General features: G+C 64.5%; 14 protein-coding genes, 1 tRNA gene and 1 pseudogene. 10 read left to right on the top strand and 6 right to left on the bottom strand.

What is annotated here, in order from left to right; genetic code table 11:
* Positions 1 to 44: 44 nt before the first annotated feature.
* The 3 genes from ugpB to LRP30_RS44380 all read right to left on the bottom strand — a co-directional run bounded on the left by ugpB (position 45) and on the right by LRP30_RS44380 (position 3,554).
* Positions 45 to 1,361 carry a sn-glycerol-3-phosphate ABC transporter substrate-binding protein UgpB gene (gene ugpB / locus LRP30_RS44390; protein WP_128930433.1) on the bottom strand — a complete coding sequence of 439 codons (1,317 nt, stop codon included), beginning with the start codon at positions 1,359 to 1,361 and terminating at the stop codon, positions 45 to 47.
* 385 nt (positions 1,362 to 1,746) lie between these two features.
* Positions 1,747 to 2,952: a CaiB/BaiF CoA-transferase family protein gene (locus tag LRP30_RS44385; RefSeq protein WP_249758904.1), complete on the bottom strand. Its 1,206-nt coding sequence runs from the start codon at positions 2,950 to 2,952 to the stop codon at positions 1,747 to 1,749.
* 176 nt (positions 2,953 to 3,128) lie between these two features.
* Positions 3,129 to 3,554, bottom strand: a complete 426-nt coding sequence (locus LRP30_RS44380; protein WP_061023501.1) for an organic hydroperoxide resistance protein — start codon at positions 3,552 to 3,554, stop codon at positions 3,129 to 3,131.
* A 153-nt stretch (positions 3,555 to 3,707) separates the two neighbouring features.
* Here LRP30_RS44380 and LRP30_RS44375 point away from each other — a divergent pair, with 153 nt between their 5' ends.
* Complete coding sequence (locus LRP30_RS44375; RefSeq protein ID WP_249758903.1) at positions 3,708 to 4,169, top strand: MarR family transcriptional regulator; 462 nt, start codon at positions 3,708 to 3,710, stop codon at positions 4,167 to 4,169.
* 15 nt (positions 4,170 to 4,184) lie between these two features.
* Here LRP30_RS44375 and LRP30_RS44370 read toward each other — a convergent pair.
* From LRP30_RS44370 to LRP30_RS44360, 3 genes and pseudogenes are all read right to left on the bottom strand, one after another.
* Positions 4,185 to 4,420: pseudogene (locus LRP30_RS44370) on the bottom strand (GIY-YIG nuclease family protein).
* A 182-nt stretch (positions 4,421 to 4,602) separates the two neighbouring features.
* Positions 4,603 to 4,678: transfer RNA gene (locus LRP30_RS44365), tRNA-Ala, on the bottom strand.
* A 95-nt stretch (positions 4,679 to 4,773) separates the two neighbouring features.
* Positions 4,774 to 5,181: a TIGR02300 family protein gene (locus tag LRP30_RS44360; protein WP_128930428.1), complete on the bottom strand. Its 408-nt coding sequence runs from the start codon at positions 5,179 to 5,181 to the stop codon at positions 4,774 to 4,776.
* A 156-nt stretch (positions 5,182 to 5,337) separates the two neighbouring features.
* On the opposite strand from LRP30_RS44360, the gene aroA reads away from it, so the two are divergent.
* The 9 genes from aroA to trpA all read left to right on the top strand — a co-directional run bounded on the left by aroA (position 5,338) and on the right by trpA (position 14,260).
* Positions 5,338 to 6,675 (top strand): 3-phosphoshikimate 1-carboxyvinyltransferase, encoded by a 1,338-nt coding sequence (gene aroA, locus LRP30_RS44355; RefSeq protein WP_249758902.1) that lies wholly within the window; start codon positions 5,338 to 5,340, stop codon positions 6,673 to 6,675.
* On the top strand, positions 6,672 to 7,310 hold the full coding sequence (cmk, locus tag LRP30_RS44350) for a (d)CMP kinase (protein ID WP_128930426.1): 639 nt from the start codon (positions 6,672 to 6,674) through the stop codon (positions 7,308 to 7,310). Before aroA ends, cmk begins: the two co-directional genes overlap by 4 nt.
* Before the next feature lie 264 nt (positions 7,311 to 7,574).
* Positions 7,575 to 9,281, top strand: a complete 1,707-nt coding sequence (rpsA, locus tag LRP30_RS44345) for a 30S ribosomal protein S1 (RefSeq protein WP_164934835.1) — start codon at positions 7,575 to 7,577, stop codon at positions 9,279 to 9,281.
* A gap of 271 nt (positions 9,282 to 9,552) precedes the next feature.
* On the top strand, positions 9,553 to 10,533 hold the full coding sequence (gene sppA, locus LRP30_RS44340; protein WP_249758901.1) for a signal peptide peptidase SppA: 981 nt from the start codon (positions 9,553 to 9,555) through the stop codon (positions 10,531 to 10,533).
* A 172-nt stretch (positions 10,534 to 10,705) separates the two neighbouring features.
* Entirely contained in the window at positions 10,706 to 11,011 is a 306-nt protein-coding gene (locus LRP30_RS44335) for an integration host factor subunit beta (RefSeq protein ID WP_008539997.1), read from the top strand.
* A gap of 71 nt (positions 11,012 to 11,082) precedes the next feature.
* Entirely contained in the window at positions 11,083 to 11,475 is a 393-nt protein-coding gene (locus LRP30_RS44330; protein ID WP_128930424.1) for a lipopolysaccharide assembly protein LapA domain-containing protein, read from the top strand.
* 66 nt (positions 11,476 to 11,541) lie between these two features.
* Positions 11,542 to 12,213, top strand: coding sequence for a phosphoribosylanthranilate isomerase (locus LRP30_RS44325; RefSeq protein ID WP_128955778.1), 672 nt, complete (start codon positions 11,542 to 11,544; stop codon positions 12,211 to 12,213).
* Entirely contained in the window at positions 12,210 to 13,427 is a 1,218-nt protein-coding gene (gene trpB, locus LRP30_RS44320; RefSeq protein WP_249758900.1) for a tryptophan synthase subunit beta, read from the top strand. The genes LRP30_RS44325 and trpB overlap by 4 nt, the downstream gene beginning before the upstream one ends.
* Positions 13,424 to 14,260, top strand: coding sequence for a tryptophan synthase subunit alpha (gene trpA / locus LRP30_RS44315; protein WP_249758899.1), 837 nt, complete (start codon positions 13,424 to 13,426; stop codon positions 14,258 to 14,260). The genes trpB and trpA overlap by 4 nt, the downstream gene beginning before the upstream one ends.
* The last annotated feature ends 2 nt before the right edge of the window (positions 14,261 to 14,262 follow it).

The raw sequence follows: 14,262 nt of genomic DNA, 5'->3' as shown, positions 1-14,262 counted from the left end.
CCGCAGGAGCGGCAGGCCGGGTTACCGGCCTGCCGCTGATCGCCTCACTTGACGGCGGTCTTTTCGAACTGGCGCAGCATCGTGTTGCCGCGCTCGACGGCGGCATCCAGCGCCTGCTTGGCGGTCTTCTTGCCGGCGAGCGCCTGCTCGATCTCTTCCGACCAGACGTCACGGAGCTGGACCATGTTGCCGAGGCGCAGGCCGCGGGAGTTCTCGGTCGGCTCCTTGTTGGTCAGCTCGAGCAGCGGGGTCTCGAGATAGGGCTGATCCTTGTAGAAGCCTTCCGCCTTGGCCTTCTCATAGGCCGCCTTGGTGATCGGCAGATAGCCCGAGGCCTTGTGGATGTAGACTTGGCGATCGGTATCGGAGAGGAAGCTCAGGAATTTCGCGACACCCTTATAATCGTCGGCCGACTTGCCACCCATGACCCAGAGCGAGGCACCGCCGATGATCGAGTTCTGCGGCGCGCCCTTCACGTCGGGATAATAGGGCATCGGGACGGCGGTGAAGTTGAACTTGGCCTGCGCCTTGACGTTGCCGAAGAATGCCGAAGAGGTCAGATAGAGCGGGCATTCACCTGACGTGAAGCGGCCTTCACCGGTGTTGGTGCGGCCGGCATAGTCGTAGGTCTTGTCCTTCTGGAGTTCGACCAGCTTCTCGAGGTGCTTGACCTGGACCGGGCTGTTGAACTCGAGCACGGTGTCGAAACCGTCGAGGCCGTTGGCCTTGGTCGACAGCGGCACGTTGTGCCAGGCGGAGAGCTGCTCGAGATTGACCCAGGTGACCCAGGAGTTGGAGAAGCCGCAGGTCGGATGGCCGTTGTCGTGCAGCTTCTTGGCGGCGTCGAACACCTGCGGCCAGGTCTTCGGGATCTCGACATTGGCCTTCTTCAGCTCGTCGAGATTGACCCACATCACCGTCGACGACGAGTTGAAGGGGAAGGACAGCATCTCGCCCTTCGAGGTCGAGTAGTAACCGGTGATCGCGGGCAGATAGGCCTTCGGATCGAATTTCTCGCCGGTCTCGGCCATCAGCTTGTACACCGGCTTCACCGCGCCGGTCGCGGCCATCATGGTCGCGGTGCCGACCTCGAACACTTGCATGATGTGCGGGGCGTTGCCGGCGCGGAAGGCGGCGATGCCGGCGTTCATCGTGTCGGCGTAATTGCCTTTGTAGGTCGGGATCACCTTGTAATCGCTCTGCGATGCGTTGAAGTCGTTCGCGAGCTTGACGATGACGTCGTTGTTGGCGCCGGTCATCGCGTGCCACCACTGGATTTCAGTCACGGCCAGGGCCGGCGAGGCCGACAAGCCAACCGTGATTGCAACAGCCGCAGCCGCACCAAAATGTCGAAGAGCCATCAAGAAAACCTCCCTTGCCCGTCAATAAAGAAGCGCTTGCGCTAGCAGCGCCATATGACGTTCACATGACTGTGTAAGCGGCCGAAACGAAAGCGGCAAGCGCTGGAAAAGGGAAGCCGGAAAATAGGCGAAGACGAAGGGGCAGCCTGCTACGCTCGCGGTGCAGCATCACGACAAGTGCGGTGTTGCCGCGAAAGGAGAGTGGCATGGGGGCTCGATGCGGCCGCAGATTAACCTCTCCCGCTTGCGGGAGAGGTCGCGCCGAAGGCGCGGGTGAGGGCTCTCTCCGCTTGGGGATTGTCCCGTTTTGGAGACACCCTCTCCCCAGCCTCCCCCGCAAGCGGGGGAGGGAGCGGACCGGCGCCGCCGCTCAATCTCTCTTATCTCAGCGCTTGCGCTCGGGGCCGCAGACCACGCCCTTTTCGACCATCGCCTCGATCTCCGCCCTGGAGTAGCGGAACTCGCCCAGCACCTCCGCCGAGTGCTGGCTGAATTTCGGCGGCAGGCGGCGCAGGCTGGGCTTGCTGCGATCGAGCCGGATCGGCGAGGCCACGCCCTTGTACCAGTCCTTCTCGATGATATCGCCGCGCGCGATCGTGTGCGGGTTGGTCAGCGCCTGGTCGATTTTCTGCACCGGGCCTGCCGGCAGGCCGGCCGCGAGCAGGCGATTGCACAGCGGCTCGGCCTCATGCTGGCTGAACACGACGGCAAGCTCGGCGCGTAGCGCCTCGCGATTGGCGATGCGGTCCTTGTTGCGGGCAAAGCGCGGATCGGTGCCGAGCTCGGGCTTGCCGATCTCCTTACAGAGCTTGCGGAAGGTGCCGTCATTGCCGACCCCGATGAAGATGTTGTCGGTTTTCGTCGGGAAGATCGCGTAGGGCACGAGGTTGGGATGCTCGTTGCCGGTGAGCGAGGGCGGCTTGCCATGCATGAAATAATTCGCGGTGTGCGGATGCATGATGGCAAGGCCGGTCTCGTACAGCGTCGTTTCCAGGAACTGGCCAAGCCCCGAGCGCTGCCGCTCCGACAGCGCCATCAGGATGCCGATCGCCGCATAAAGGCCGGTGGTGATGTCGACCAGCGGCACGCCGATCCGCATTGGGCCGCTCTCCGGCGAGCCGGTCGCGGCGATCATGCCGGTCATGGCCTGGATGATGGCGTCATAGCCGGGATTGCCGCCACGCGGGCCGTCGGCGCCGAAGCCGCAGATCCGGCAATGCACGAGGCGCGGGAATTTTGCGCGCAGCACTTCGTTGCCGATGCCCCATTTCTCAAGGGTGCCCGGCTTGAAATTCTCGATCAGGACGTCGGCCGTCTCCAGCATCTTCAGCAGCACGGCACGGCCGCCCTCGGAGGCGAGGTCGAGGCCGATCGAGCGCTTGTTGCGGTTGATGCCGACGAAGTAGGCCGCGTCCTCCTCGTGGAAGGGAGGGCCCCATTCGCGCACCTCGTCGCCCGCGGGCGGCTCGACCTTGATGACGTCGGCGCCGTGGTCGGCGAGGATCTGGGTGCAATAGGGACCGCCGAGCACGCGCGTGAGATCGATGACGCGCAATCCGCTCATGGCACCTGTGGCGGCTTCAGAACTCATGCCTTCGCTTCCCGTGTGTCGACGTTTGATCACAGGCCTAGCGAGGTTCGTGCACGCCAGCAATGGCCCCGCGCGTAGGGCCGTATGCGCCCCAGCGTCTCAATCCCGCGAAGTGGGAAATCCACGGAAGCGGCCGGCCCGAGGGGGATCTCGGGCCAGCCAATCCGCACTTCCGGTCAGACGACCGTCAGGCGAACGTCGACATTGCCGCGCGTGGCGTTGGAGTATGGGCACACCTGGTGCGCCTTCTCGACCAGCGCCTCGGCCTCGGCGCGGGCCAGGCCGGGCAGCGAGACGGCCAGATCGATGTCGAGACCGAAGCCGCCCTCGGAGCGCGGGCCGATGCCGACGGTCGAGGTGACGGAGGCGTCGGCGGGAACCTTGGGGCCGCCCTGCGAAGCCACGAACTTCATTGCGCCGATGAAGCAGGCGGCATAGCCGGCCGCGAACAGCTGCTCGGGATTGTTGCCGGCGCCGCCGCCGCCGCCGAGCTCCTTCGGCGTGGTCAGCTTGACGTCGAGCGCGCCGTCGAGGGTTGCGGCATGGCCGTCGCGGCCGCCGGTCGCCTTGGCACTGGTCTTGTAGAGGACGTTCACGGACATTTTCATCTCCCTGGGGGTTCGGGTGGTGCGATCTGTATTGCAGACAATTCGATTGTGCACAATCTAAATTGTGGTGCCTCACATTTAATTGTTCGCAATTGAATATGCGGCCGCCCGGCCCCACAATGCGGGGCAAATCCCGTGAGATTCGCCATGGCCCGGAAACCATCGGCAGCGGACGCGCCGCTGCGGCTCGACAACCAGATCTGCTTCGCGGTCTATTCGGCCGCGCATGCCTTCAACCGCGTCTACAAGCCGCTGCTCGAGCGGCTCGGCCTGACCTATCCGCAATATCTGGTGATGCTGGTGCTGTGGGAGCGCGACGACGTGCCGGTGAAGGACATCGGCGAGAAGCTGTTCCTGGATTCGGGCACGTTGACACCGCTGCTCAAGCGGCTCGAGGCCGCCCATCTCGTCAAACGCACCCGCTCGAGCGAGGACGAGCGTCAGGTGCTGATCGCCCTGACGCCGCAGGGCTACGCGCTGAAAGACAAGGCGCGCAGCGTGCCGGAATCGATTCTGGCGGCGTCGGACTGCTCGGTGCCGGAACTGGTCGCGATGAAGGACGAGATCGTCGCGCTGCGGGATAGGCTTAATGCGGTGATCGGGGAGTAGGGGCAGTTAGAGCGACTAGAAGTGCTTCTTCGCGAACGCGCGCCCCGAGCCAGATTTCAAGTATCGTTCGAATGCGACAGCGCGTGCGGCGTCATCGAACGCGAAATAAGTTCGTATTCGCCAGGCCCGTATTTCGACGTGTGAGGCACCTCGTCGGCGTTATGCTTTGCCAGACGCGCCCGTAGATCGTCGGTGATGCCGACGTAGAAGTGCTCGGAATCGAGACTTTCGAGAATATAGACGTACTTCATCGCGCTTCCTCCCTGGAGGGTAGGATAGCAGCTTCAAGACATGCCTAGGATGTTGCCGTGGTGGTGATCGCGGATAGAGTCCGCCGCCGCCCTTCGGGCTATGGCGGGGCAGCCTTCGCTCACTTCGCTACGAGGGACTTCCCTAGGCTTGCCCAGCCGAAGCTCGCGAAGCGAGCGAAGGCTGGTGGAGCCAGGCGGGATCGAACCGCCGACCTCTTGCATGCCATGCAAGCGCTCTCCCAGCTGAGCTATGGCCCCTTAACCTCAGACAGGGTGAATCTGGTGGATCACCCCAACCGGCGAGCCCTAGGCGACTCGCGCGGTGCACCCTTTTTCACAGATCAGGACTGATCTCAAGTCTCTTCATCACCTCCGACATCACCAATGATGTCGGTCACGTCCTCATCGCCCTCTTCCTCGTCGGCAATGAAGGTCGAATCATCGTCATCGTCGTCGTCGAGGGTCTCGTCGACCTCGATATCGTCCTCCGATTCGGGCACGACGGCCTTGACCTTGCCGGTGTTCTCCTCGGCATCGGCCTCCTCGAGCGACACCAACTCCTCGGCCTCTGCCGGCTCCGGCGCGGTGTCCTGGGCCATGCTGCGGGCTTCAGTGCCGCGGGACGCACGTGCGGGAGCGATGGGGGCGATCGGCACCACCTCGCCGGTATAAGGCGAGATCACCGGATTCTTGTTGAGGTCATAGAATTTCTTGCCCGTGGTCGGGCAAATACGTTTGGTTCCGAGTTCGGACTTGGCCACGGCAGGAATCCTGGGAATGTCTGAAAAGCGGTGCTTCACTTGGCTAGTTGGCGGCCCGCTGTCAATAGCGCATTACGGAAGAACGACATGCCCGTGACGGGGCGCGGACCATGTGGTACCTGCGGCCCAGCCTTCAAGGCATCCAAGGACACAATCTTGACCCATTCCGACCAACCGAGGCCGCTCCAGTCTCGCGCCAGCGGCCCCCTGACCGGGAAAGTACGGGTGCCCGGCGATAAGTCGATCTCCCACCGTGCCCTGATCCTGGGTGCGCTCGCGGTCGGCGAGACCAAGATTTCGGGCCTGCTCGAGGGCGAAGACGTCCTCAACACCGCCAAATCGATGCAGGCGCTGGGCGCCAGGGTCGCGCGCACCGGCGATTTCGCGTGGACGGTGAACGGCGTCGGTGTCGGCGGCTTCGCCCAGCCCAAGGGGGCGCTGGATTTCGGCAACTCCGGCACCGGCTGCCGCCTGGTCATGGGCGCCGTTGCGGGGTGCCCGATCTCGGCGGTGTTCGACGGCGACGCCTCGCTGCGCAGCCGCCCGATGCGCCGGATCCTCGACCCGCTCGAACAGATGGGCGCCAGGGTCGTATCAGGCGGCGAGGGCGGCCGTCTGCCGCTGACCCTCCAGGGCGCGCGCGATCCGCTCCCGATCACCTACAAGACCCCGGTCGCCTCGGCCCAGATCAAATCGGCCGTGCTGCTGGCGGGCCTGGCTGCGCCGGGCACCACCACGGTGATTGAGAGCGAGGCGAGTCGCGACCACACCGAGCTGATGCTGAAGCATTTCGGTGCCGACATCACATCGGTGCAGGAAGGCCAGCACGGCCGCCGCATCACGCTGGTCGGCCAGCCTGAGCTGCACGGTGCCACCGTCGTCGTGCCCGCCGACCCCTCCTCGGCGGCTTTCCCGGTCGTTGCGGCGCTGATCGCCGAGGGCTCCGATGTCGTGCTGTCGGATGTCATGACCAATCCGCTGCGCACCGGCCTGTTCACCACGCTCCGCGAAATGGGCGCTTCGATCGAGGAAAACGACGTCCGTCGCGATGCCGGCGAGCCGATGGCGCAATTGCGCGTGCGCGCCTCGAAACTGCGCGGTGTCGAGGTGCCGCCGGAGCGCGCGCCGTCGATGATCGACGAATATCTGGTGCTGGCGGTCGCAGCCGCCTTCGCCGAAGGCACGACGATCATGCGCGGCCTGCAAGAGCTGCGCGTCAAGGAATCCGATCGGCTGGAAGCCACGGCTGCCATGCTCCGCGTCAACGGCGTGAAGGTCGAGGTCTCCGGTAACGATCTGATCGTCGAAGGCCGCGGTCACCTGCCCGGCGGCGGCGTTGTTGCCACCCATATGGACCATCGCATCGCGATGTCCGCGCTGGTGATGGGTTGCGCGTCCGACCAGCCGGTGAGCGTCGACGACACCGCCTTCATCGCCACCAGTTTCCCGGATTTCATTCCGATGATGCGTTCGCTAGGGGCCGAGTTTTCATGATCATCGCCATCGACGGGCCCGCGGCCTCCGGCAAGGGGACGCTCGGCAAGCGCCTCGCCCACCATTACGGTTATCGTCATCTCGATACCGGCGTAATCTATCGTGCGGTGGCTTACGAGCTGATGCAGTCCGGTCACGATCTCCGCGATGAAGCCGCGGCGGTCGCGGCGGCGCTGGAGCTCGACCCCGAAAAGTTCGGCAATCCCGCCCTGAAGACCCAGAAGGTCGGCGAGGGGGCCTCCATCGTCTCGGCGATCCCTGGGGTCCGCGAGGCCCTGGTCAATTTCCAGCGGCAATTCGCCGCTGATCCGCCCGGGGCCGTGCTCGATGGCCGGGACATTGGAACCGTGATCTGCCCCCATGCCGACGTGAAGATTTTCGTCGTCGCCGATCCCAAGGTCCGCGCCCATCGCCGGACCATGGAGGCGAGGGCGCGGGGGGAGGAGGCGGACGAGGCGGCCGTGCTCGCCGACATCGTCCAGCGCGACGAGCGCGACAAGAACCGGCTGATTGCGCCTTTAAAACCGGCCCCGGATGCTCACTTGCTTGATAACTCCCAACTGGATATAGAAGGCGGCGTCCGGGCCGCCATCGACATTATCGAGGCCGTCCGAGCGGGCCGGTCGCGGGGTTAAGCCGCAGCCGTCATTGGAGGAAGCGCCCGCTCCCGCTCTTTGAGGTCGATAACCTTCGGTCCCTGATGGGACCGGCGCGATCCAGGCCCCGGACAACGATTCCACGTATCGAACGCGCGGGCCTCAGCCGGCCCGCTTCCGCAGTTCCGGCGCCGAGCCGGAGCAGCGAGCGGTCGCTCGAAGGTCTTGCGGACCTTCCGACACTGCGTGTGCGATGCGCCCATGAACCCAACGGCCGGCAAGACATCCGCAACTGGAGAACAAATGGCTTCGACTTCTGCTGATACCTATAGCCCCTCGCGCGACGATTTCGCCGCGATGCTCGATGAGTCCTTCGCAGGTGGCAACCTGCAGGAAAGCTCCGTCGTCAAGGGCAAGGTGGTTGCAATTGAAAAGGACATGGCCGTCATCGACGTCGGCCTGAAGACCGAGGGCCGCGTGGCCCTGCGCGAATTTTCCGGCCCCGGCCGTGACAGCGACCTCAAGGTCGGCGACGAGGTGGAAGTGTTCCTCGATCGCATCGAGAACGCCCTCGGCGAAGCCGTGTTGTCGCGCGACAAGGCGCGCCGCGAAGAGAGCTGGGGCAAGCTCGAGAAGGCGTTCCAGAACAACGAGAAGGTCAACGGCGTCATCTTCAACCAGGTCAAGGGCGGCTTCACCGTCGACCTCGACGGTGCCGTGGCCTTCCTGCCGCGCTCGCAGGTCGACATCCGTCCGATCCGCGACGTCGCGCCGCTGATGAACAACTCGCAGCCGTTCCAGATCCTCAAGATGGACCGCCGCCGCGGCAACATCGTCGTGTCGCGCCGCACGGTGCTGGAAGAGACCCGCGCCGAGCAGCGCCAGGAGTTGGTGCAGAACCTCGAAGAGGGTCAGGTCATCGACGGCGTGGTCAAGAACATCACCGATTACGGTGCGTTCGTTGATCTCGGCGGTATCGACGGCCTCCTGCACGTCACCGACATCGCCTGGCGCCGCGTCAACCACCCGACCGAGGTGCTCTCGATCGGCCAGACCGTGAAGGTCAAGATCATCAAGATCAACCACGAGACGCATCGCATCTCGCTGGGCATGAAGCAGCTCTTGGACGATCCGTGGCAGGGCATCGAAGCCAAGTACCCGCTGGGTGCCCGCTTCACCGGCCGCGTCACCAACATCACCGACTACGGCGCGTTCGTCGAGCTCGAGCCGGGCATCGAAGGTCTGATCCACGTCTCCGAGATGTCGTGGACCAAGAAGAACATGCACCCCGGCAAGATCGTCTCGACCTCGCAGGAAGTCGATGTGCAGGTGCTGGAAGTCGATTCCGTCAAGCGCCGCATCTCGCTCGGCCTCAAGCAGACCATGCGCAACCCCTGGGAGGTCTTCGTCGAAGGTCACCCGACCGGTTCGGTGGTCGAGGGCGAGGTCAAGAACAAGACCGAGTTCGGTCTGTTCCTGGGCCTCGAAGGCGACGTCGACGGCATGGTCCACCTCTCCGATCTCGACTGGAAGCTTCCGGGCGAGCAGGTGATCGACAACTACAAGAAGGGCGACATGGTGAAGGCCGTGGTGCTCGATGTGGACGTCGAGAAGGAGCGCATCTCGCTCGGCATCAAGCAGCTCGAAGGCGACCCCTTCGCCGAGCCGGGCGATGTCAAGAAGGGCGCGGTCGTGACCTGCGAAGTGCTCGAAGTGAAGGAGAGCGGCATCGAGGTGAAGATCGCCGGTACCGACTTCTCGACCTTCATCAAGCGCTCCGAACTCGCCCGTGACCGCAACGACCAGCGTGCCGAACGCTTTGCCGTCGGCGAGAAGGTCGACGCCCGCGTGATCCAGTTCGACAAGAAGGCCCGCAAGGTCCAGGTGTCGATCAAGGCGCTCGAAGTCGCCGAAGAGAAGGAGGCCATCGCGCAGTACGGCTCCTCCGATTCGGGTGCGACGCTCGGCGACATCTTGGGCACCGCGCTCAAGAACCGCGACAACAAGTAAGCGAAACGCAGGTTTCGCTGACATCAAAGCCCCGGCGCGAGCCGGGGCTTTTTTGTTACGCTTGTAGCCCGGATGGAGCGCAAGCGTAATCCGGGGTCGTTGCCTCACGGACGGACTGTCCCGGATTTCGCTGCGCTCCATCCGGGCTACGCACCTGCCGCGGTCACAGCCTTGTTTTCTTCAAATTGCGCCGCAATTGATGTATCCAGATAAGCCGATAGTCACGCTGTGACGGCACAACGCGTCTAGCCATTCATTTGGAGATATTCCGATGTCGCTCGATTCGGACATCATCGTCGATCGCCGAAGGATCCGCCGCAAGCTGACATTCTGGCGCGTGATGGCCGCGTTGATCGCGATCGCGGCGATCGCGAGCTTCGCGCTGATCGCGACGCCAGGTGCGCGCGGCACGTTCGCATCTGCCGGGTCGATCGCGCGCGTCCACATCGATGGCCTGATCCGCAGCGATTCCGATCGCACCCAGGCGCTGGAGCGGCTGGAGAATTCGCAGGCCGCGGCCGTCATCGTTCACATCAACTCGCCGGGCGGCACCACCGCCGGCTCCGAGCAGCTCTACGATTCGCTCACCCGGCTGAAGGCGAAGAAGCCGCTCGTCGTCGTGGTCGAGGGCCTTGCCGCCTCCGGCGGTTACATCACCGCGATTGCGAGCGACCACATCATCGCCCAGCAGAGCTCGCTGGTCGGCTCGATCGGCGTGCTGTTCCAGTATCCGAACGTCACCGAGCTTTTGAAGACCATCGGCGTCAAGGTCGAGGAGGTGAAGTCGTCGCCGCTGAAGGCCGCGCCCAACGGTTTCGAGCCCACCAGCCCCGAGGCCCGCGCCGCGCTCGATGCGCTGGTGAAGGACTCCTACGCCTGGTTCAGGGGATTGGTGAAGGAGCGGCGTGGCATGGATGACACGCAGCTCGAGAAAGTTGCCGATGGCCGCGTCTTCACCGGCCGCCAGGCGATCGATCTCAAGCTGATCGATCAGATCGGCGACGAGAAGACGGCCGTGACCTGGCTGGTCGAGCAGAAGGGCGTCAAGAAGGGGCTCAGCGTGCGCGATTACAAGCTCCAGCCGCGCTTCGGCGATCTGCCGTTCCTCAAGACGGCCGCCGCCGTAACGCTGGAAGCGCTGGGTTTAGGCTCGATTGCGCATCAAATCGGGCAAGCCGGCGTCGCACAGGCGGTCGATCGGTTCGGAATGGATGGAATGCTGGCCTTGTGGCAGCCGGCCGCGTCAAACTGACGGGAACTGGGCGAGTCCCAGATGTTTTTCCCGCGGGGCGAGTGCCGGGTCAGCCTGCTTTTTCGGCATTTGTCACGCATTTTCACGACGCTCAACCTTGATTTAGCGTCTTGACAGATCACGGTATTTTCACGGAAATGGTCATCCGCACGCTTCCGGGTCCTATCTCTCGATGATCAAATCCGAACTTGTTCAGCGTATCGCCGAGCACAACCCGCATCTGTACCAGCGGGATGTCGAGAACATTGTGAATGCGATTCTCGAAGAGATCGTAGCGGCCCTCGCACGCGGTGACCGCGTCGAGCTGCGCGGCTTCGGTGCCTTCTCGGTCAAGCACCGCCCGGCACGCGCCGGGCGCAATCCGCGCACCGGCGCCCATGTGCCGGTCGACCAGAAGAGCGTTCCGTTCTTCAAGACCGGCAAGGAAATGCGCGAGCGGTTGAACCGCGACCATCCGGATCCCGGCGCGGCAGACTGAGGCCGGCGTCAGGATTTCCTGCGGTCGCGCACGATGCGGCCGCAAGCTTGATTCAAGGCGAGCGAAGCGAGATGCGAAAGTTCCTGACCGCGCTGATCGTGATTCCGCTGGGCCTGCTCCTGGTGGTCTTCGCCGTAACCAACCGACATTTCGTCACCGTCTCCTTCGATCCCTTCCTGTCGTCCGACCCGTCGCTGTCGGTCACCTTGCCGCTGTTCCTGCTTTTGATCCTGGTCGCCGCCTTGGGCGTGCTGGCAGGTGGCTGCGCCGTCTGGCTCGGCCAGCGGCACTGGCGGCGCGCGGCGCGCCGGAATGATGCGGATGCGCGGGCTGCCAGGGGCGAATTGGCCGATCTACGGGCCCAAATGGCCGCAGCAAAGCCCGAGTCCCAGCGCCTCCCCGTCGCCTCGGGGGTCGGCCTTTACGGGCCCATCGGGCGAGACAAGCAGCGCGCGACGTTGTAGAAGCGGCCGCAACCGAAAGCCCTGTTTTCCGGCCGCAGGCCCGCGGCCTCCATTCGCTTTGAGACCATGTCCCTGCTCGTCAAGATCTGCGGCCTGTCTACGCCCGAGACGCTCGAGGTGGCGCTCGAGGCGGGTGCCGACATGGTGGGGTTCGTGTTCTTTCCGCCGTCGCCGCGGCACCTGTCGTTGGACGCGGGCCGCGAGCTCGGCCGCCAGGTGAAGCGGCGTGCGCTCAAGGTCGCGCTGACCGTCGATGCCGACGACGCCACGCTCGACAATATCATGGACGCGCTGTCACCGGACATTCTCCAGCTCCATGGCAAGGAGAGCGTGGCGCGGCTGCGCGACATCAAGCAGCGGTTCGGCCGCCCCGTGATGAAGGCGGTGCCGGTCGCCACATCTGCCGATCTCGCCGTGCTGCCCGGCTACGCCGCAGTCGCCGACCGTATCCTGTTCGATGCGCGCGCACCGAAAGATGCAACCCGCCCCGGCGGTCTCGGCGCGCCGTTCGACTGGCACCTGCTCGAAAATCTCGATCTGATCCTGCCCTACATGGTCTCGGGCGGGCTTCACGCCGACAACGTCGCCGAAGCCCTCCGCGTCACCGGCGCCAGCGGCGTCGACGTCTCCTCCGGCATCGAGAGCGCCCCCGGCGTCAAGGACCCCGAGATGATCAAGGCCTTCATTCGCGCAGCGCGCGCCAGCCAAGATACAAGCCAAGAGTTGAGTGTCCGATGAACGTCGCCAAACCCAATTCCTATCGCAGCGGCCCCGACGAGCGCGGCCATTTCGGCATTTTCGGCGGCCGCTTCGTCGCCGAAACCTTGATGCCGCTGATCCTCGATCTGGAGAAGGCCTATACCGAAGCCAAGGCCGATCCGGCGTTCCAGGCCGAGATGAACGGCTATCTCAAGAACTATGTCGGCCGGCCCTCGCCGCTCTATTTCGCCGAGCGCCTCACCGAGCATCTTGGCGGTGCGAAAATCTACCTGAAGCGCGAGGAGCTCAACCACACCGGCTCGCACAAGGTGAACAACGTGCTCGGCCAGATCATGCTGGCGCGGCGCATGGGCAAGAAGCGCATCATCGCCGAGACCGGCGCCGGCCAGCACGGTGTCGCCACCGCAACGCTGTGCGCGCGCTTCGGCCTGGAATGCGTGGTCTATATGGGCGCCGTCGACGTCGAGCGGCAGCAGCCCAACGTCATCCGCATGGAGATGCTGGGCGCCAAGGTATTCCCGGTGCAGTCGGGCACGCGCACGCTGAAGGACGCCATGAACGAGGCGCTGCGCGACTGGGTCACCAACGTGCACAACACGTTCTACTGCATCGGCACGGTGGCGGGCCCGCATCCCTATCCGACACTGGTGCGCGACTTCCAGTCGATCATCGGCAACGAGACCAAGACGCAGATGCAGGAGGTCGAGGGCCGGCTGCCGGATTCGCTGGTGGCCTGCATTGGCGGCGGCTCCAACGCGATGGGCCTGTTCCATCCGTTCCTTGACGACCCCTCGGTCGAGATCTTCGGCGTCGAGGCCGCGGGCCATGGCCTCACGCAGCTGCACGCCGCCTCTATCGCGGGCGGCCGCCCCGGCGTGCTCCACGGCAACCGCACCTATCTCTTGATGGATGAAGACGGCCAGATCCAGGACGCGCATTCGATCTCGGCCGGTCTCGACTATCCCGGCATCGGCCCCGAACATTCCTGGCTGCACGAGATCGGCCGCGTGAACTATCTCTCCGCGACTGATCACGAAGCACTGGCCGCGTTCCAGCTGCTGTCGCGGCTCGAAGGCATCATTCCCGCGCTCGAGCCCGCCCATGCCATCGCCAAGGTGATGGAGCTCGCGCCGAAGCGGCCTCGGGATCACCTGATGGTCGTCAACCTCTCCGGCCGCGGCGACAAGGACGTCCCGCAGGTCGGCGACATCCTCAGGGGCAAGAGCAAGTGACCTCCCGCATCGATACCCGTTTTGCCGAGCTTGCGAAGCAGGGCCGCTCGGCCTTCGTGACCTTCCTGATGGCCGGCGACCCCGATCCGGCGACATCGCTCGAGATCATCAAGGCGCTGCCGAAGTCCGGCGCCGACGTGATCGAGATCGGCATGCCTTTCACCGATCCGATGGCCGATGGTCCGTCGATCCAGGCCGCCGGGCTCCGCGCGCTCAAGGCCGGCATGACGCTGAAGAAGACGCTCGACCTCGTGCGTGGCTTCCGCAAGGACGACAACGCGACGCCGATCGTGCTGATGGGCTATTACAACCCGATCTACATCTATGGCGTCGATAAATTCCTGGCCGATGCCAAGAGTGCCGGCGTCGATGGTCTCATCATCGTCGACCTGCCGCCGGAGGAGGACGACGAGCTCTGCCTGCCCGCGATGAAGGCCGGGCTCAACTTCATCCGTCTGGCGACGCCGACCACCGATGACAAGCGTCTGCCGGCCGTGCTCGCCAACACCTCGGGCTTCGTCTATTACGTCTCGATCACCGGCATCACCGGTGCGGCCGCCGCGGACTCCTCGGCGGTGAGCGAAGCAGTTGCCCGCATCAAGCGGCACACAAAACTGCCGGTCTGCGTCGGCTTTGGCATCCGCACGCCGGAGGCTGCGCGCGCCATTGCCTCGCATGCCAATGGTGCGGTGGTCGGCACCGCGCTGGTCGATGTGCTCAAGAACAGCCTCGATGCGGATGGGCGGGCGACTGGCAAAACCGTCAACGCCGTCGCCGAATTGACGGCGGCCCTGGCCCAGGGCGTCAAGGGCGCGCAACAGGCGGCGGAATAGGC

Origin of the sequence: Bradyrhizobium sp. C-145 (genome assembly GCF_023375135.1) — a bacterium.
GTDB lineage: Bacteria > Pseudomonadota > Alphaproteobacteria > Rhizobiales > Xanthobacteraceae > Bradyrhizobium > Bradyrhizobium zhanjiangense.
Note: the sequence above shows the minus strand (reverse complement) of the source record. Positions and strands in the feature narration are given on the sequence as shown.

Excerpts from the sequence above, each read along its gene's own strand:
- ugpB (WP_128930433.1), bottom strand. The coding sequence starts at position 1,361 with ATGGCTCTTCGACATTTTGGTGCGGCTGCGGCTGTTGCAATCACGGTT.
- LRP30_RS44385 (WP_249758904.1), bottom strand. The coding sequence starts at position 2,952 with ATGAGTTCTGAAGCCGCCACAGGTGCCATGAGCGGATTGCGCGTCATC.
- LRP30_RS44380 (WP_061023501.1), bottom strand. The coding sequence starts at position 3,554 with ATGTCCGTGAACGTCCTCTACAAGACCAGTGCCAAGGCGACCGGCGGC.
- LRP30_RS44375 (WP_249758903.1), top strand. The coding sequence starts at position 3,708 with ATGGCCCGGAAACCATCGGCAGCGGACGCGCCGCTGCGGCTCGACAAC.
- cmk (WP_128930426.1), top strand. The coding sequence starts at position 6,672 with ATGATCATCGCCATCGACGGGCCCGCGGCCTCCGGCAAGGGGACGCTC.
- rpsA (WP_164934835.1), top strand. The coding sequence starts at position 7,575 with ATGGCTTCGACTTCTGCTGATACCTATAGCCCCTCGCGCGACGATTTC.
- sppA (WP_249758901.1), top strand. The coding sequence starts at position 9,553 with ATGTCGCTCGATTCGGACATCATCGTCGATCGCCGAAGGATCCGCCGC.
- LRP30_RS44335 (WP_008539997.1), top strand. The coding sequence starts at position 10,706 with ATGATCAAATCCGAACTTGTTCAGCGTATCGCCGAGCACAACCCGCAT.
- LRP30_RS44330 (WP_128930424.1), top strand. The coding sequence starts at position 11,083 with ATGCGAAAGTTCCTGACCGCGCTGATCGTGATTCCGCTGGGCCTGCTC.
- LRP30_RS44325 (WP_128955778.1), top strand. The coding sequence starts at position 11,542 with ATGTCCCTGCTCGTCAAGATCTGCGGCCTGTCTACGCCCGAGACGCTC.
- trpB (WP_249758900.1), top strand. The coding sequence starts at position 12,210 with ATGAACGTCGCCAAACCCAATTCCTATCGCAGCGGCCCCGACGAGCGC.